An 18,260-nucleotide genomic window follows, 5' to 3' on the forward strand; every position below is an offset into this window, starting at 1 on the left:
GGTATACTTCTGGTGTCGTTGGTATTATCTTGTCTTTTATAATGTTTAAAGATTTAATCAGTGCATCAACTTCATCCATATCAAGCATGCCTATTTTTGTATCAGATGAATATGTTCCGGAGTAAGCATATTCAAAACGCACTGCCTTGGTAGTTTCTCCGCCAATCAAGTCTGTATATTGRGCAACTTGAATCAGACAGCCCCTCAGCGAGCCAACATCCATAAATTGTTGTTGTATTAGAGAACCAGATTTGTTTGAAAAAAGCTCTGCTTTGCTTTTTTGTTCTTTTAGATCCGTATCGGGTTTCGCTGTTTGGGCACAGGCCGAATAAAATGGGGTAATAATTACCCAAAATAAAATTACTTTTTTCATAGATGAACATTTTTTGATCAACGTAATAACATTTGAATTTGATTAATAACCGTGGTGGGAACAATAGCGATCCGAAATAATTTATTTCATTGAATATTTAAGGAATTAATAGGATTAGTACGCTGCTATGTGCACTGGCATGTTTATGCCTGAACTTTTTCTGAATCATACCAATCAACTGTCTTATGAAGTATCTCGTCGAATTTAAAGATGTCATCGACAGTTAAAATCTCTGTCCTCGTTTCTTTTTTTTGCTCGTCAAAAGTGCCAATGTATTTTCGCGAACCGTTAAAATACAATCTGCATATCGTTTTTCGGTTATTGTCATCCAGTAGTATGGCGAAATAAGACTGAGCGTCCCGATAGGCTATTCTGGCCAGCTTTATTTTTTGTCGTAGAATTGTTTTTACAATCATGTAACCTTCTTTTTCCTCTTCGGTCGTTTCAATCAATGAGCCCTTTTCCTCGATATTTGTTTTTGCTATTTCCTTCTCAGCATCATCCGGTTCGGCCTCATTTTCCTTTTTCAGCGCAGATTTAAGCCTTTCAGTTATCAGGTCATTGATGTATTGCTGTATTGACTTCTTAGTAAGTGCGCCGAACTGCTCCACAATTTTTGAAGTTAACATCCCCTTGTATATCTGTTTGGTAAAGTGTTTAATCAATCCTTCAGACGGGCTTTGAAACTCAATATTTATCAACGTTTTGAGCTCATTCATATGTTTTAGTTCACTCGCAGTAGTTTGAATGTTTTCCAGGTTGAAATATGATTTATGAAATTTCTTTAATTCTTCGACCTGGTTGTCTTTTATATCTGTAACATTAAATTCAAAGAATGGCTTATCATCCATTTTATTCTGCTCGGTAAGGTCTGTATAAAACCGGTAAATTATTCCATTAGACAATAGACCGAATTTAGCGGTTGTGGTATGGAAATACCGGAACAGCTGAGAATTGTGCGGATCCAGGCTTTCTCCCCAATGCTTGCATTCAATGAGTATAGAAGGCTTGCCTTCTTTCATGATCGCATAGTCAACTTTTTCACCCTTCTTAATCCCGATATCCGCAATGAACTCCGGCATTACTTCAAATGGGTCAAATACATCGTAGCCCAGGACTTTAATGAAGGGCATGATAAAAGCATTCTTAGTAGCTTCTTCTGTCTGAATCTGGTTTTTGAGCTTTTCGACTTTGTCGCCGAAGAGTTTGATTTCATCTTTAAAATCCATAGGAATTTTTTTAATATTGATGTTGTCAGAAGTTTTATCATTCAAATCCTTTTCCAAGCGCATCAAGCCTTCGCATCTGTAAGTTCATATGGTGCAGTACCACCTTTTCGTAATCATTTGACCTTTCGCTCATCTTACTGAATAGTACCAGCATCTCTATAAACAAGAAAAACAAAATCCACAGAATCCAGAAACACAATGCAACGTAAGATGTGGATAACATCTGCTTCATGATTGTTAACTCATCCAAAAATCCTGTACTCGCTTTCATTTCCTTTTCAAGTGCAGGTTTGATGTCGAGTAATTCGTTTTCCTTTAGGGATTTTTGTTGCCGAATAGCGCCAATAGTAGAGTCAAGGGATGGCAGCAATGCTATTTTGGGATTTGGCACCAGCGTAGATGCAACAACAACATCACTTATCGTCTTCCAACTAATCGTATCCCTGCCTGAAGATGTTACTGTTTGTACAGGTACCCGTTTTGTTGCTTTTTGTGTGGTGGTGGCAATTGTGGTGGAGTGTTTACTGATATCCTCTACGTAATTATCTTTTTCCTGTTCTTTTTTACTAATTGTCGTGTCCAGTGCGGAAATCTGTTTTCTTAATTCTTCCGTTTTCGAGGGTAGTATCCTGTCTACTTTTTCTGAGACGTAGGAAATCTTCGCGATCTCAATGTCTTTTTCGAACAATATCTGATCGATGATCACAGCGCCCAGAATGGACATCATGAACGCCAAACAGCCCCTGAAAATTAGTAGCAGCCGACTTGGATTGATGGATAAGATGATCTGCTTTTCAATCTGTACAATGATTACGGTTGCGAGAATTCCCGCCAATATGCAACCCGGCAGGCTTAGTGACAGGTAACGATGCGCAAAAGTAAAACCAATAAAAAACCACAGTATACAAACGATCAGCATGGCTGCGGTATACTTCTTCACGGATTTAAAAGCAGCTTCGCTGCAGTTACGCAAGATGTTGTAGTTGTATCCGGTTATGAAGCAACCGAAACGGATCCATAGATGTTTCATAACGTTCGATTTTAAAAGTTTTTGTTCAGAATGAGATGACTGGAAATTGCTGCAAGGCCATTCCTGAATCCGCGTGTATAGCTGATAATGATGCCATGCCCGACACCCTCATTAACTTTCGCCTGCGCTTCGATCTCTTTGACCTGATTGATATGGCTTTCGGCAATTTCCTTCTTGATGGTAAGCTCTTCCACCGTATCTATCATTCCGCTTCTGCTCCGGCTTGAGATGTGGAAATTGATTTGCCGGATAAAGTCTTCGTAAAATGTTTTTACTTTTCGGATAGATCTTTCCAGGTCATTCTTTAGCGCGATCACATTTTGGTCCAGATGGGTTGCATCCGGATTTATCAACGCATCATTATATCCTTTGGATTCATAATTTTTGTCGAGGAAATCGTATAAAAGATGTATTCCACCATTGAAAGGCGTAACAGATTTTCCTTCAGGTTGCTCTTTTTCCGGTGCGTCCTTTTCAATGAAAGTAGTTTCCGGAATATCGGGTATTACGTTTTCAATTGCCAATGTATGGGTGTGCCCATTCTGGCGTTGCCGGTTGAAAATGTCGAATAAGCTCATACATATTTTATTAAATAGTGATGGTCGGTACTTTATATTTATTATGCCCTTTATTATGACAAGATTCGCAAAGCGTGATGAGTAAATGGCCGGGGTAATCCCAGGGAAGCCTGAACTTCTGCTCGTTTGCTATAAAGTGGTATTGCCGGTGATGCACCTGCAAATCTTTATCGCTGCGGCAATGTACGCACTGATGCATGTCGCGTTGCAGTATTTCTTTTCGTTTAGCCTTCCAGTTGGGATGAAATAAAAGAGCGCCATAACTGCCATGAGATTTGGCGTTCAGGAAACTCTGCCCGGGAGGTTTTGCCGGAGGCGATTTTGCAGGCATATCCTCCTGGATATATCTGCTATAAAATTGGTCTCCTTTGAACTGTAAATATTTATACGGCGCATCGATTGGAGTTGTCATAATAACAGAGGTTGGAGTGTATTGAAATATACTTCCGGTCGCAGCCAATTTATTGTTCCCACTTACAAAGGGTTCTGGTCTCCATTGCTTTTTCAAGGGGAATGCTGATGATTCGATGCTTACAATTGCTTAGCCCACGGCAATTCGGATTATAATGATACCTTGTAGCATTTTTGCTATCGCAGACATACACCGTTATTTGGTTGCAGTGAACATAGCTTATAAGCAGCCAGGCATATAGGAGTTTCATGGCTCGATTGATTCGGAAGACATGGGGTTACAAAAGAATTGACATGATCGTTTAACTTGTGTGGCAGGGCTTACAACAAGTAAAACAGCCATTCGATCGCGGATAATGTTTCTTTGCTCTACGAACGGCTTCCTGGCAAGTTTCAAATTCTCCCAGGTACATTCGGCTATACATCATAGAGGAGTAGGGACAGGTACCGAGGTGAACTTCATGATCGCCGTTGAGCTGGGCGTTGTTGTTTACATAATACTTTTGTTTCATAGTGTTATTTTAAATTTATGAAACAAAAATATATTTCATTCATCGTCTTTTTTTATGGGAAACCGTAATCAGTTGTTTTATGTCGAAATTTTTTTGAGATGTTTATATAGCGCCTAACTCCCTACAGTGAAGCACCAATTGCTCATTCTTGGTAAAGCCAAATGCGTCCTTCATCTGATTGAGCCTTTTTTCTATGCTACTTAGGCCAGATGGTTTTATCCCGTTACGTTGAAGGTGTGCAGGTATGTCTTTCTGGGGTGTTCCCTGCGCAAGTAGCGTTATGATCGCGATATCAAATTCCGAAAATGAGTGGGTATTCTTTTTGTTAATCAACTGTCCGATGTGATGTGGATAGTAACGACGGCGTTGTGCTATTTCATTGATGGCCTTTTTAAGCTCCCGGGCGTCGTGCCGGGCTTTTTGTACAAAGCCATCAATGTCATACCTGTTGTAAAGTTCGTCAATAATAGCTGGTTTTTTTTCTAATGAGAAGACCAGGACATTCAGGTCGGGCTGTACTTCCCTTGCGGCGGTAATCAGATCCATACCGCCAGATAGTACCTGTTTATGACCATCCGGCTCGAAAGACAAATCTGTAATAAGGAGATCGAAAGAGTTTTCTGCTTTAAGGGCTTGTGTTATTTTGTTCAAAGCATCATCGCAATAATAGGCATATGCTATATCCATGATGGCTAATTCTTCCAGCGTTTTCTGCACAGAAAGATTGGCGCTTTCGTGATCTTCGGCAATAAGTACCTTTGTAATCATGAGGAATGAGCTATTGGGAAAGAAATGTGAATTTTTAATCCTTTAGCAGGATGTTCAAATGTATATTGCCCGCCAATTCTTTTAATACGGTTTCCCGTATTCTGCAGCCCGTTGCCATACTTAACTTGCGGGGAAATACCGATGCCATTATCGGTATAGAGAATTTGAACCTGGTCGTTTTGACATTCGAACTTTATCATCACAGAATCAGCCTGGCTATGTTTTTTCATATTAATCATCAATTCCTGCAGAATATGTTCCACTTCATGTTGTATCTGTGCATTGATCCGGCTCCAGAACATAGGACCGTTGCCAAAGATCAGGACCTTGATGTGCTCGGATCCAAAGGACTCCAGCAGATCGTCAATTTGAACATGAAAAGGAACCTTTGAGATAGTGGGGTTTTCGTACGAGATATCACGGGATCGCTCATACAGTACATCAATTTTATCTATCAATTCTTCCTTGTCTACAGACGCTTTATACTCGAGGTCTGTCATGATGCGGTACAAGCCATTTGCTACTACGTCATGCACTTTCTGGGAGGTTTTAAGCTGATGTTCCTGTATCGCCTGCCGGGATGCAAATTCTATCTGTTGCCGGCGTCTGCGGTACCAAAGGATTAAAACAATTCCGATGGTAATGAAGAACAGTATGGTTAGCGCCAATATGAACCGCTGCACCACCAGTTGTGTTTTCTTTTGTGCATTATCCTTTTGCAACTGAAGATTGTCAGCTTTACTTTTCGCAGCTTCGTAACGGATTAATGCGAATTGGTTCTTGGCTGCATTCTTTGCGGTTTGGATACTATCCGTCAGGTATTGGTAACGGATAAAATATGGTTTCAGCAGATTGGTGGGACTAAGTGTAATAAGTTTTGAAAGCGCTTCGACTTCATCGTCCGGACTATTCATTTCCCTGGAGATTTCGTATCTTCTCCTGGCATAATAAAGCGCCGAATCAGGCAATGAGAGCGAATAATAGTCCGACAGATGAGCGTAGCTGGCATTGAGTCCTCTGATGTCGTTTGAATCCTTACGGATTTGTAATGCCTGTTGGAGCTCTGGTCCGGCGGGATAAGCAGCATCTTTCAGCCATTTAGTTGTAGCATAGTTAGAAAGTACCCGGGCATATTCTTTTTTCTTGTCCTTACTCTCAACCAGCAGGGATTTGTATAGATCGATCGCCTGATCATAGTCGCCTTTCTTCTCGTAAGTAAGGGCTATGCTGTTTAAGGCAATGGCCTTGAAGCCTGGATGTTTTATATATTTGAGCGCTTTACGAAAATAATCGATCGCTGCGTCATAGTTTTTAAGATTAAGACAGCTATTGCCCAGCTCATGGTAGATTGAGCTCAGGCACTCCTGGTCTTCTTTTTTGTGTTCATCGAGATAAGTAAGGGATTTCAACAGGCTTTCCTGCCCTCCATAATGGTCTCCCTCATATGCCTGGATGATACCCATATAAGTATAGGCCATTGCAATATCCAAACTGTCTTTAGCACCCGTTGCAACGAGATTAAAATAATAAAAAGCGGAGTCGTTATTTTTATTGAAAAATGATTCCCCTTTTCTCAGCGTGGGTGCAGGAATTGGTAGCGGGGACTCCCTGTGGGATGTACAGGCCAAAAGACTTCCGAGGAGTATGATCAGGATGATGCTTGAGGGGCGCACTAAGGATTATTTCTCTTAAAAGTATCGAATTTCTCCATTTCGGGGAATTATTATTGACAGGTAACCAAAAAAGTGAGGCAAGAGCCTTCTTGCCTCACGTAGATTATATGTTAGGGTCGTCTTGGAGGAATTGTTCCGGTTTCGCCACCGGTATCATCCAAAGTAGTGACCTGTTCGCCATTATTATGATTACCGTTATTGGAATGGCTGGGGCATAAGAATGCCAGGAAAAAGCTAAATATGATGTTAAACATAATTTTAATTTTTGAATGTTTTAGAAATAGGCTGCCGGTTGCCGGGCAGCCGGCAGCGGAGTTTTGAGTCAGTGAAGAAGCGCTTCTTGCTTTTTTTGGGAAGGGTGGACGTGGATCACGGAAGCTGATGATCGCTTCCCAAGCCGGTAACCGGCTTCCGCTTTCTTTGTCCGGGGTGAATCAGTTCTGTACAGCGTACCTCTTAGCTAAGGAGGCATTACCTGATTGCAAAACGAAGATAGATCGAGGTAAGAGGTTGATTAACAAGTAATTCCAATAATTCCGGTAATTCCCTGTATTCCGTTTGTAATTCCAGGAATGCGGGTTTAATTCCGATTATTCAGTTCTATAATCTCACTTATGGCGACACTTTTTCCTGACTACCAGCAAATGATTATGCAGGCGTATGAACGAAAGAAGGTAAACAATACGTTACCTCACGGCCTGATGCACCTCACACCCGCGAAACTCAAAGAGGAATGCCTGAAGAGATGCACGAAAGATGTAAACAGGCGGGATGAAAAGATCATTAGGGATTTCTGTGGAGATTTGAATGATGCAAGAAACTGTTATGCTATTATTCAGCGATGCGAGACGGATAAATTCAGACCTTTGGTGAATTATCTGAAAGAGAAATCCGGAAGTACGGATGAGAAGAATATCGAGCTTCTGGCCTGGCTTATTGACTTTTCTGGCAGGCCTTGGGAATTAGGGAAAACGGTTTCTGGTGATGAGGATATAAATGAAGACCTGGTGTTAAATGATCCCAGCCCGGCAACAGAAGACCTGGTACGAGGATCTGATTCTCCGCCCAGCCCGCCAGCAACCGGCAGTGATAAACCCGCCGGAAATCCGGTAATTCCGGAAATTCCAATAATTCCGATCAGGTTTGTTGGTTCAATTGAAAAGGAAAGTGGAGGTGTTAGCCCAGCGGAAACCGGTAAGCAGGAAAAGGTAACTGGGAAATCTGCCAAAACATTGGTCGCCGCGGTGATGTTATCGCTGGTACTGGGTACAGGCGGCATGTGGTGGTGGAAAGATAGAAATCAGACGCCGCGCTCGGGGTATTGCATGTATTGGCAGGAAGATCATTACGAGCCTATAGCCTGTAACCAGAAGATATCTAATGCAAGGCTTATAGCATTAGATACCATGAGGTTGAAAAATTTAAGGAAGATAACCAGGCCGGACACCATTACCTACCTGGCTATAGGAAAGGTCTGGTACTCTAAAATTGCCGGGAAATTTGAGTTCTATACCTCAGGTGGAGAGCACCCGGTGGTCTTTGGTCATGAGCTGAGGCCAATCACTGTCTATATTATCGATAAATACATCCGCCCGGGTATAATTACGGAATAATACCAGGTGGGCCATTGCCATTATTAAGAAATTACCTGAACAGTTTTGTAGATGATTATGAAAGCATTCATGTATAAGTTATTGTTAATAGGAGAAAAGGAGATGATGTTAAAGCAGATGGCCAATAATGATACTGAGTATTCTATTCATTCCATGAATAGAAAAAGGTCAGATGATATCTATTGCTGAAGATATCATCTGACCTTTTTCTATTAAAGCTAACTGGCTCCGGTTATGGATACTTTTGAATATTGAAAATATGTTACGATTCCAGCCGGTGTTTCATATTGTTCAGGCTTTCTGCAATGTCAGTACCGATAATTTTATCCATATCCATAAACAGCAGCAGTAAATTAACCGGCCAGTTCATTCCACTGTTATATACCCAGGTCAGTTTTGTTGAATTTGGCGACAGGGCTTTCACGGCCATATATCCGTTGGCGGTAAAAGCCAGAAAGCGAATCTCAAAATCAACCCTTTCGCCAGCTGTTATTTTTTTAGTTTCAAATTCACCTTTACCTGTTTTACTGTTGCTGCTTTCAAAGGTTAGTATAGCACCTGGGAATCCATCGGGTTCACCTTTATAGCTAATTTTGGTATTTGGGTCAAGTAACAACCATTTGTTGTATTGAGGTTGGTTCTTTAAGTACTTGACGTAATCAAAAACAGTATCCGTAGATCGGTTGATGATAATTTCACGTGTTAATGTATACTTGTTTTTGGAAAACATGGCAATAACCAGGGCGACAGCAACAATGGCAATTAAGACAACTATTATTTTTATGATCATTTTCATTAGTGTTTACATTTTTTATTTTAATTGTTTAAAACGCTATCTGGGTTGCTGATTGTCGAAATTGATCATCCATTGAATGCCAAATTTATCACGACACATTCCAAAGTAGGCTCCCCAGAATGTTTTGTTTAACGGCATGTCTATTTTTCCTGCTGCAGAAAGTGCCCCAAACAACCGATCGGCTTCCTGTTCATTTTCTGTATGCATACAGATGTGGAAATTGTTTCCTGCATTAAAAGGTATTTCCATTGAATCCAGCACATCAGAAGCCATCATACTGATATCATCTGAAATCTGTAATGTAATGTGGATGAGTTTTTCCCGGTCTTCGGGCGACATTTTTTTCCCGCTGTCCAGGCTTTTATAATGCTGAATATTTTTGAATTCACCACCGAAAACTGATTTGTAAAAATTAAATGCTTCCTGGGCATTGCCCATAAAATGCAGGTAGGTATTCGTGCCAATCATAATGAATAAAGAGTTAATTGATTTAATTGTTTAACAAAGGTAAATGCATTTCACAAAGGTGGTGATGGGTAAATGCGACATACTATAGAAGGTGAATGCGACAATTATAATTTCTATTTTTGCTGAATGATCCAGATATCTATACTCACCATAAAGCGTGCGGTTTTAGCAGCTATTACCGATAGCTATGATGTGTTTACCTATACCAACAGTTTACTAAAACAGATGGGGAAGCCTGAACTGTTTAGGATTTCCCTGGTTGGGCTGGGAGAGGATGTGCAATTGAACGACGGTTTGTTTACCATCAGGCCGGATGGGCAGATTTATAAAGAGCAACGACATGATCTGATTGTGATTCCGCCTATGTCGGGTGATATGATTAGCGCTACGTATTTAAATAAGGATTATGCGGGCTGGATAGCCGATCAGTATAAAAATGGTGCAGAAGTCGCCAGCTTTTGTGTAGGCGCATTTTTACTGGCCTTTAGTGGATTACTTAAGAATAAACAATGCAGCACACATTGGGATTATGCGAACGAATTTAGAAGTTATTACCCCGCAGTTCAGCTGGTGGAGGATAAAATTTTTACGGCTGACAAAGGGCTTTACTCAAGTGGAGGCAACAATGCCTACTGGAGCCTGCTTTTATATCTTATAGAAAAGTTTACGGACAGGCAGACAGCAATACAAGTTGCCAAGCATTTCGTAGTGGACATCAACAAGGTGAATCAAACCCCGTTTGTAGTATTTAAAGGGTTTAAAAAGCACGATGATGAACTGATCAAAGAAATCCAGGCTTATATTGAACAAAATTTTACAGACAAAGTAACCGTTACTGACCTGGCCGGGAAATATCACCTAGCAAGAAGAACTTTTGAGCGTAGGTTCCTGAAAGCAACCCATCTTACAGTTGCTGAATATGTACAGCGCATCAAGATAGAAGCAGCCAAGAAACTTTTGGAAACGGGGCGCAGGTCTGTTTCGGAGGTAATGGCGGCAGTGGGATATACCGATACACAGAGTTTCCGGGATGCATTTAAGAAGATCACCGATCTTACTCCTATTGCCTACAGGGATAAGTATAATATCCCCTCCGCTTAATGTGCTAAGGAAGAATAACCCCATCATTATAGTCAGCAGTACCTTTTCATTATGTAGACTCCGTCCAGGCTATGCTTAGTGCCCGCTATGTACCTATTATACCCGGCGATGGTTTGTGCGGGAATATTTAATATCCCGTTGCTCAGAAGCCGGGGAGCCACCGCAAAGAAACGATCTACGCCGGTATGCTGATTGAAGCGGAAGCCTGTGATGGCTGCATGATGATCGCCGGCAGCAATGAGCAGCTTGTTGAGACGATTGATGTGGCCACCGTCACAGGGGATATCCAGGTGGGGGTAGAAAGCATGCCGGATAAAAGCGCCTTTCCTGCTGGCGATGCCAAAGCGCCTGGATGCGTGGCGGGTAGCAGCCGTTTGCTGCACGCTTTGCGGCATGGAGCGCAGGAAGTAGTTGCCATTGCGCTTATACCCAATGAGCGGGCCGAGTTTTCCCGTAAAGGGAATGATGGACATTTGTTTTGCCATGAGAGATTATTTTGATTACTATAAATATAACATAATCCGGGGAATCTGTTTTCGGGGTAGATTGAAGATTATCTAAAGCCAGTGTATTGCGTATTGTATAATATTCAACGATAGTTCGATGGGGATTTGAGAATAGCAAACGCGAGTGTATGGGCATTTAGAGAATATTGAAAAAGGGATATGATGATGGTTACTTTAAAAAACTATCCAGATAGCCCAATATTGTTTTGGTCTGCATCATCAGGCTGACATGCCCCTGCCCAGGAACAATGGCCAGTTGTGATTTTGGCATTACTCCGAAATCAGCAAATATGGCACCTCCCAGTAGTTGATAAGTTTTTATCAATTCAATTTTATCCAGGCCATCATTGTCGCCCGAAATCAGTAATACCGGCGAAGTGATTTTCGCAATATTTGTTTCACCCAGGTTGAATGTTACATGGTTATAAGCAATCATCTGCTCTAAGAACTTTGTCCATTTTGTTTTGTCTGGTGCTACTGCATCATATGCTGCATTCATGGGGCTGTTCATAAATAATTCAGGCTTCATACTTTTAAACGCATTCGTTACTTCGGGCATCCAGCCACTACTTTTATAGGTAGATGAAATGATCACTAATTTTGTTACCCGTTTAGGGCTTTGTATTGCCAACTGGTAAGCCACGCAGCCACCAAAACTATAACCTGTAACAGCCGCACTGTCCACTTTTAAGTAATTCATTACTCCTTCCACATCACTTGCCAGGGTAGCATAGTCTAATTTTCTATCTGAAAACGGTGTGTGTCCATGTCCCTGTAATTCAATGGCAATTACTTTTCTTGTTTTTGACAATTCAGGTATTAATTGCCCCCAGTTCATTCCAATGGTCATAAAGGCACCATGCAGTAAAACGATAGGCTCGCCCTTACCATATACTTCGTAATAAACTTTAATGCCATTAACCGGTACGTAGCCACTGTCGGCAGGTTTAAGCTGTTGCCCGTTAGACTGAAATGCTGTAAAAAAAAGCATAGTAATTATTAATACCTGTTTGAGGACATTAGATCTTTTAAATACTCTTTTCATAAAACGTTATTTAAATTAGTTTGAACTTATTGACCATACAAAGATGATAACCATTTCAGGATTTGACACTGGGCGATAACGACAACTTTGGGGGTGAATTCCGACAAAACATGGCTTTTTGGGGTACCTGATATTTTAGACCATCCAAAAATGCTATCAGGTGTTCGATTAGCATCCCTCCCTCTCCGTGGTAATGGATAATCGTAAGATGACACCGTAGCTTTGGGCTTAAATACCCCCTTTCTTGGCGCAGATGGCCCTCACTTTGATGAATGTATTATTCTATTTTTGACCTGTAGCTGATTAAACCAGCATAGAAAAATCAAAGATTAAAACCGATCAAATGAGAAATATAATCTATGGTATCAATCTGACAACAGATGGTTGCTGCGACCATACCCAAATGAGTGGCAGTGAAGAGACCCACGAGTATTTCACGGACCTCATGCGGGACGTTGACCTGATCATCTATGGACGTAAGACCTATGAGTTGATGGTTCCTTTCTGGCCTGACTTCGCAAAAAAACAATCCGGGACGAAAGCGATGAATGAATTTGCGCAAACATTTGACGCCATTGAGAAAATTGTTTGTTCCCGGTCATCAGACAACTTTGAAGGTAACCCGAGGGTTATTCGTGAGCACCTCGCAGCAGAAGTCCTGCAACTGAAGCAGGAGCCAGGAAAAAATATTTCAATTGGCGGTGTAAGTCTGCCTTCGGAATTGATAAGGCTTGGCCTGGTGGATGAATATTATTTTCTTATTCATCCTGTCATTGCGGGTCAGGGGAGACGGTTGCTGGATGGTACCATTCTTCCCCATCAGCTACATTTAACACTGGCGGACTCGCGGGTGCTTAAATCGGGATGTATATCGCTTCATTATTTGAAACAATGATAGCAGCGGGCATTTCGGCCCGCCACTTAAACACGAAAGCCTTCGGATATTATCTGAAGGCTTTCGCGTTTTATATCTGCATCGTTAATTTTATTCTGAARGGTTACCGTGTGAAAGAAATTGTTTCAGCCACCAAAAAATAGATAATAAAGGATTATTTTTCCGTACGAAAAAGAAGTTATGAAGAAAATAGGATTTTTATCGTTCGGGCATTGGTCTGACCATCCAGCCTATAAGACCCGCACAGGGAGTGACACATTGCTTCAATCTATTGATTTGGCTGTTGCTGCCGAAGAAATTGGTTTAGACGGCGCCTATTTTCGTGTGCATCATTTTGCAGCTCAGTTAGCATCACCATTTCCTTTGCTTTCGGCTATCGGCGCCAAAACAAGCAAAATAGAGATTGGAACAGGTGTAATTGATATGCGTTATGAAAATCCACTGTATATGGTGGAGGATGCCGGAGCTGCGGATTTAATTTCGGAGGGGCGATTGCAATTGGGAATCAGCAGAGGGTCGCCGGAGCAGGTAATCGATGGGTGGCGCTATTTTGGGTATGAACTGGCGGAAGGAGAAACTGACGCAGAAATGGGACGCCGTAAAGCGTTGGAATTCCTGGATAAGTTAAAAGGTGTTGGATTTGCCCRGCCTAATCCGTACCCGATGTTTCCGAATCCACCAGGCTTGCTACGCCTGGAGCCATATTCGGAAGGACTGCGGGAACGTATTTGGTGGGGAGCTGCTTCTAATGCTACTGCTGTTTGGGCGGCTGAAAACGGAATGAACCTTCAGAGTTCTACGCTGAAGTTTGATGAAAGCGGCAAACCTTTCCATATACAGCAAGCCGAGCAGATCAGGTTGTACAAAGATGCCTGGAAAAAAGCGGGACATAATCGCGAACCGAGGGTTTCGGTGAGCCGGTCTATTTTCGCATTGGTAAACGATCAGGATCGCTATTTCTTTGGGAAGGAAACCAATAAGGTCGATAAAATCGGAATGATTGAAGCGGACAAACGCGCCATTTTCGGAAGAGGCTATGCTGCAGAGCCAGATCAACTTATAAAGGAGTTAGCTGAGGACGAAGCTATTCAAGAGGCAGATACGATCCTTTTGACGATACCCAATACATTAGGCGTTGATTACAATGTACATGTACTGTCTTCTATTTTAGAGCATGTGGCACCCGGATTAGGTTGGCGTTGAATGAACGTTTCCACAAAAAGCGATACAAAATTCATGATTGGATTTTGTATCGCTTTTTACTTTACATCCTTGCGTTGAAACGGTTCAATAGGGTTTTTAATCTTTGCTGAGGCAATTTTAGCGAACAGTCGGTGATGTAGTAAACCAGGTAACATTACAGAGAAAACTGGTTGTACATGACAACTTTAAATGTAAATCCTTTAACAGCGACATTTCCGGGCAATTTTGAAACGATTTAGTAGTTTATTATTAAACAAAAAAGTGCATTCGTAAGTACTATTGTTTTACTATTGTGATCCTTATACCAAAAATAGTTTTAATGAAACGTGTTTTCCTATTCCTGTGCTTAACAGTTCCTGGTATTGTTGCCCTGGCCCAAAAGACATCTATTAATTGGGGCGATGAATTTAAACTTCGTAAAGGCAGTACTGATCTGAAAGTAATATTTGCAGACAACACCGGCGCTTATCTTCAGGAAGGCCATATGGCCATGAAAAGCTACTTTGTAGTTGGCGCCAGCTTCAGAGAATCCGGTACGCTCGTAAAGGTGGATAAGAATTTAGCGGAAGTTTACCGCAACGACTTTAACAAGGAATTGAGAGGTAAAGAATTTGAACAGTTTTTTGCCTGTCAGGATAAGTTGTTCTTGTTTGCATCTGATTATAGCAAGCGGGATAAAACGCTTACTATTTATGCTTCTGCAGTGGATAAGAATTCCGGAGACCTCACCGGAGAATGGAAAACGGTGACCGTTTTTCAACTAAATGAGAAAAGTGATGATGTTAATTTCAAGATTGACTACAATGTGGATAGCACAAAAATCCTGATTGTAAGCAGTATGGAAGGAACGGAAAGAAACGAATACAAGATCCAGGAGCTGGATCAGCAGCTCAAAGCTACGGCCAAACCTCTTATCATCAGGAACGAGTTTGAGCCCAAAAAATATGAACTGGAAGATGTTTTATATACGAACGATCGTAACGTGGTACTGGTAGGGCGTATGTACGAGTATGAAGAAGGCAAAAAGAAAAAAGAGAAGTTCCTTGACTTTACGAACTATAATATTCGTATTTACAACGAAAAAGGGAAGCAAAAAGCAGAGGTCAATACAGGTATCAATGGAAAATGGCTCTCCAACACCAAATTAGTACAGGAGAAAAATAAAGACCTGGTTCTGGCGGCATTTTACAGCAATGTGAAAAAAGGTAAAACGATTGATGGATTACTGGTGCAAAGGATCAATGTGGCCGATGGGAAAGTAGTGTCGACCAGCGATAAGCAAATTAACAATTCGATGTTATCAGGTGATCAGGACAACGCTGATGATGATGACGATAAGGAAGACAGTAAGGAAGATAAAAAGAAGAAAGAGGAACTGAAGAAAATGCAGGAGGAAGGAGAAGGTTTTTCGAAGTACATGCAATTCCGGAAAATCTTTTATACTGCCGACAATGGACTTGTCATTCTTGCCGAACGGTACGATCATTATGTAACCACCTCCCAGAGTTATTCTTCCGGTGTTAATAATATGCCTGGTCAATGGAGATCAACCACCACTTCCATCTACCTTTCAGGCGACCTGATGATGTGTAAGGTAGATGCCTCCGGCAACATTGGATGGTTACAGATAGTACCTAAAAAGCAACGCGAAGAAATAGTAGTGGGTTCCTCAACTACACCTGCGGGGGGAATGTCATTCGGCATGAGTTACTTCAGAGATCAGGGCAGACCTTTTTATTCAGGCTTTGGCGCCCTTCAGGCGAATGGAAATATTCAACTGCTGTTTAATGATAACCGCAAAAACATTTCCGTTACCCAGGCAGGCCAGAAAGCAAAGTCGGTTTATCGCTTTTCTAAATCTGATTGTTTCGTCTTAAATATTGACGAAACTTCCGGAAAAGTTGACAGAAAAGTATTTTTCTCCAACAGTGACATTCCTACTGCTATGCCCCGGTTAGGAGTTATTATTGGAAATGATATGTACCTGGTTGGAAAAACAGACAGGGCGTTGAGTAAGTCTAAAGTGGCCGTAGGGAAAATTACTATAAAGTAGGATCAATAAACTTTAAAGCCCAGATAATGAAAGTTATCAGGGCTGTTACAGCAGCTGTTGTAAAGATCTTCAATACATACGCAGCAACACTTACAAAAGAAAGCGACACAAAATTCCATAATGGATTTTGTGTCGCTTTTTCATTTGTAAGATTATTTTTAATTATCTCTGAGGACGTGTGCAGTACCAGATATACTATGCGAGAGATTGTATCCCATACCCATGCCAGTCATGACAATTTCGTTATAGGTTCCGCTAAAACTGACATCTATATACTGACCAACAGCACCAACATTTACGAGGTTGTAAGTGATATTGAAGGTATTGAATACGGGATTAATATTAGTGCTTAACCCGTTTCCATATAGCTGGAATCCAGATAATGTACTATAAGTACCTGGTGTTATACTATTGCCCTGGATATCAATATCATTCATTTGTCCTGGTGTACTGCCGGTAATCGAGAATGAATTCCCGGTTGCAGCAGCGGTAATGTTTGTGGCAATGATTTTGACCGCACCGCCATCTACAGTATAAGTAATGGATTCTGCACTGGTATTGCAGGCAGAAATATTACCTACATTGGTTGTTGGGGATGTTATGCTGTAATTCAATGTTCCGGTATTTTGGTTGTTATCTAAATCCTCGCCGAAAACCGTTATCGGATTAGTATTGCATACGATGGTCTGGAAGCTAAAGGCGCCATTATTGATTAAGGTTAAAAAAGTTTGCTGTCCGTAGTGAATGGAAACATAACCATTTGTTACATTGGTATTGTTACATTTTTTTAGTGATCCGCTTATCGTGGCAGTTTGTGAAGCTGGAAGATTTAAAATGATATCCGGCAAAACATTGCTATTGGCGGTAAAGGGGCCAATATTCTGAGTATAAAGTACATTGCCACAGATGTCGTAGAGCTTTAAGGTTAAAACTTCATTTTGCGGAACGGCCCCGGTCACTGTTCCATTGAACAGGGTATAGTCTGCATATGATGCATAGGCTCCTCCGGTTCTAAACAGCACCGTTTTAACATTGGCAAGCGGGTTATTGGCCTGATCTACTACTTTTATCTGAAGTTGTACTGGTGGGGTGGCCAACGGGATATCAAAATTCCACCAACTGAAATGGGCCACGTCCCCCACGTATTTATTGCCAACTTTGTTTGCTATCCCTGCTTCCTTCCAATAGCCCAATGTTTCGTCAAAATGCCACATTGGAATTGTTGCTGGCGCCGCACTCAGCTGCGCAGCAGTGATGTTCATCTCAATCTGCGCCTTATTGGTAATTTGCAATTTCTGTCCTGCGTTACCCAGTAATGTTACATTCATCATCCCATATGTTTCGAGCAACTTAGCATTGCCGGCTGCATTTTGAGCGTATAGCATACCAGGCATTTTAGTAAACAGGTTATTATCGGAAGCCTCCAGTGAATTGACAATCACACTTACAGGTCCGGCATATGGGGTACCTGTTTCTGTTTTAAAGTTACCATCAAATGTAATTTTTGTGCCATTGGGCAAGCTCACATTACTGGTGGCACCAGCATTTACCGTAGCTGTGATAAGATTGGGTAACATCATGATTTTAACGGCATTGGTGCTTATTGATGGCACCAATGCTCTCGAACCTTCAATAAACCCGGTTTTCAGCGCCCGAACGTAAGCAAAACGTTCATACACACCGGCATTTTTGATGATAGCAATCCCGCCTGAATTTGTTTGAGCAGTAGACGTGCCAATTGTAACAGTAGCACCGGAAACGGGGTTATTGGTAACATCCACCAATTGTACCATGAAATCTCTGGAAGCTGCATTTCCAAAATTTTCGGCAAAATCACTTACAGCAACAACCGAATCTATCACCGGGAGGTGAGGATTAACGCTGTTATTTTTCTTACAGCTGATGGTGGACAACAGCAGGAGGGTTAAAATGGGGAACAGAAATGAGTTTTTCATAACTAATTGTTTAAGAAGATTAACTATGGATATATCAACAGGTTTGGCAAA

18 protein-coding genes are annotated in these 18,260 nt (G+C 41.4%); 5 read left to right on the forward strand and 13 right to left on the reverse strand.

Features of this window, described 5'->3' with window-relative positions; genetic code table 11:
* The 8 genes from AC1DP6_RS30860 to AC1DP6_RS30895 form a co-directional block, all read right to left on the reverse strand.
* On the reverse strand, window positions 1–373 hold a 373-nt coding region (locus tag AC1DP6_RS30860; RefSeq protein WP_477058322.1), incomplete at its 3' end, for a hypothetical protein.
* A 143-nt stretch (window positions 374–516) separates the two neighbouring features.
* Window positions 517–1,602 carry a type I restriction endonuclease gene (locus tag AC1DP6_RS30865; protein ID WP_477058323.1) on the reverse strand — a complete coding sequence of 362 codons (1,086 nt, stop codon included), beginning with the start codon at window positions 1,600–1,602 and terminating at the stop codon, window positions 517–519.
* Between the two features lie 37 nt (window positions 1,603–1,639).
* Window positions 1,640–2,632 (reverse strand): DUF4407 domain-containing protein, encoded by a 993-nt coding sequence (locus AC1DP6_RS30870; protein WP_477058324.1) that lies wholly within the window; start codon window positions 2,630–2,632, stop codon window positions 1,640–1,642.
* An 11-nt stretch (window positions 2,633–2,643) separates the two neighbouring features.
* Window positions 2,644–3,210, reverse strand: coding sequence for a hypothetical protein (locus AC1DP6_RS30875; protein ID WP_477058325.1), 567 nt, complete (start codon window positions 3,208–3,210; stop codon window positions 2,644–2,646).
* Between the two features lie 10 nt (window positions 3,211–3,220).
* Window positions 3,221–3,622 carry an HNH endonuclease gene (locus tag AC1DP6_RS30880; protein WP_477058326.1) on the reverse strand — a complete coding sequence of 134 codons (402 nt, stop codon included), beginning with the start codon at window positions 3,620–3,622 and terminating at the stop codon, window positions 3,221–3,223.
* A 613-nt stretch (window positions 3,623–4,235) separates the two neighbouring features.
* A complete protein-coding gene (locus tag AC1DP6_RS30885) occupies window positions 4,236–4,901 on the reverse strand; it encodes a response regulator (RefSeq protein WP_477058327.1) in 666 nt (221 codons plus the stop codon).
* Window positions 4,898–6,574 carry a tetratricopeptide repeat-containing sensor histidine kinase gene (locus tag AC1DP6_RS30890; RefSeq protein ID WP_477058328.1) on the reverse strand — a complete coding sequence of 559 codons (1,677 nt, stop codon included), beginning with the start codon at window positions 6,572–6,574 and terminating at the stop codon, window positions 4,898–4,900. Before AC1DP6_RS30890 ends, AC1DP6_RS30885 begins: the two co-directional genes overlap by 4 nt.
* A gap of 110 nt (window positions 6,575–6,684) precedes the next feature.
* On the reverse strand, window positions 6,685–6,828 hold the full coding sequence (locus tag AC1DP6_RS30895) for a hypothetical protein (protein ID WP_477058329.1): 144 nt from the start codon (window positions 6,826–6,828) through the stop codon (window positions 6,685–6,687).
* A gap of 360 nt (window positions 6,829–7,188) precedes the next feature.
* On the opposite strand from AC1DP6_RS30895, the gene AC1DP6_RS30900 reads away from it, so the two are divergent.
* The gene (locus AC1DP6_RS30900; RefSeq protein ID WP_477058330.1) at window positions 7,189–8,187 is read left to right on the forward strand and encodes a hypothetical protein; all 999 of its coding nucleotides are present in this window, start codon (window positions 7,189–7,191) and stop codon (window positions 8,185–8,187) included.
* 262 nt (window positions 8,188–8,449) lie between these two features.
* Here the strand turns inward: AC1DP6_RS30900 and AC1DP6_RS30905 are convergent, their stop codons facing one another.
* Both AC1DP6_RS30905 and AC1DP6_RS30910 read right to left on the reverse strand, forming a co-directional pair.
* Window positions 8,450–8,983 (reverse strand): SRPBCC family protein, encoded by a 534-nt coding sequence (locus AC1DP6_RS30905; protein ID WP_477058331.1) that lies wholly within the window; start codon window positions 8,981–8,983, stop codon window positions 8,450–8,452.
* Window positions 8,984–9,019: 36 nt separating this feature from the next.
* Complete coding sequence (locus AC1DP6_RS30910; RefSeq protein ID WP_477058332.1) at window positions 9,020–9,451, reverse strand: VOC family protein; 432 nt, start codon at window positions 9,449–9,451, stop codon at window positions 9,020–9,022.
* A gap of 126 nt (window positions 9,452–9,577) precedes the next feature.
* Here AC1DP6_RS30910 and AC1DP6_RS30915 point away from each other — a divergent pair, with 126 nt between their 5' ends.
* The gene (locus tag AC1DP6_RS30915) at window positions 9,578–10,552 is read left to right on the forward strand and encodes a GlxA family transcriptional regulator (protein ID WP_477058333.1); all 975 of its coding nucleotides are present in this window, start codon (window positions 9,578–9,580) and stop codon (window positions 10,550–10,552) included.
* A gap of 32 nt (window positions 10,553–10,584) precedes the next feature.
* On the opposite strand, the gene AC1DP6_RS30920 is transcribed toward AC1DP6_RS30915, so the two are convergent.
* The gene (locus AC1DP6_RS30920) at window positions 10,585–11,037 is read right to left on the reverse strand and encodes a hypothetical protein (RefSeq protein WP_477058334.1); all 453 of its coding nucleotides are present in this window, start codon (window positions 11,035–11,037) and stop codon (window positions 10,585–10,587) included.
* A 190-nt stretch (window positions 11,038–11,227) separates the two neighbouring features.
* Window positions 11,228–12,103: an alpha/beta fold hydrolase gene (locus AC1DP6_RS30925; protein ID WP_477058335.1), complete on the reverse strand. Its 876-nt coding sequence runs from the start codon at window positions 12,101–12,103 to the stop codon at window positions 11,228–11,230.
* Between the two features lie 343 nt (window positions 12,104–12,446).
* On the opposite strand from AC1DP6_RS30925, the gene AC1DP6_RS30930 reads away from it, so the two are divergent.
* From AC1DP6_RS30930 to AC1DP6_RS30940, 3 genes are all read left to right on the forward strand, one after another.
* Window positions 12,447–12,998, forward strand: a complete 552-nt coding sequence (locus AC1DP6_RS30930) for a dihydrofolate reductase family protein (RefSeq protein WP_477058336.1) — start codon at window positions 12,447–12,449, stop codon at window positions 12,996–12,998.
* 180 nt (window positions 12,999–13,178) lie between these two features.
* Complete coding sequence (locus tag AC1DP6_RS30935) at window positions 13,179–14,201, forward strand: LLM class flavin-dependent oxidoreductase (protein WP_477058337.1); 1,023 nt, start codon at window positions 13,179–13,181, stop codon at window positions 14,199–14,201.
* A gap of 319 nt (window positions 14,202–14,520) precedes the next feature.
* The gene (locus AC1DP6_RS30940) at window positions 14,521–16,254 is read left to right on the forward strand and encodes a hypothetical protein (RefSeq protein WP_477058338.1); all 1,734 of its coding nucleotides are present in this window, start codon (window positions 14,521–14,523) and stop codon (window positions 16,252–16,254) included.
* A 158-nt stretch (window positions 16,255–16,412) separates the two neighbouring features.
* On the opposite strand, the gene AC1DP6_RS30945 is transcribed toward AC1DP6_RS30940, so the two are convergent.
* Window positions 16,413–18,209, reverse strand: a complete 1,797-nt coding sequence (locus tag AC1DP6_RS30945; protein WP_477058339.1) for a hypothetical protein — start codon at window positions 18,207–18,209, stop codon at window positions 16,413–16,415.
* Window positions 18,210–18,260 lie beyond the last annotated feature (51 nt).

Source organism: Chitinophaga sp. 01L420 (assembly GCF_056399985.1).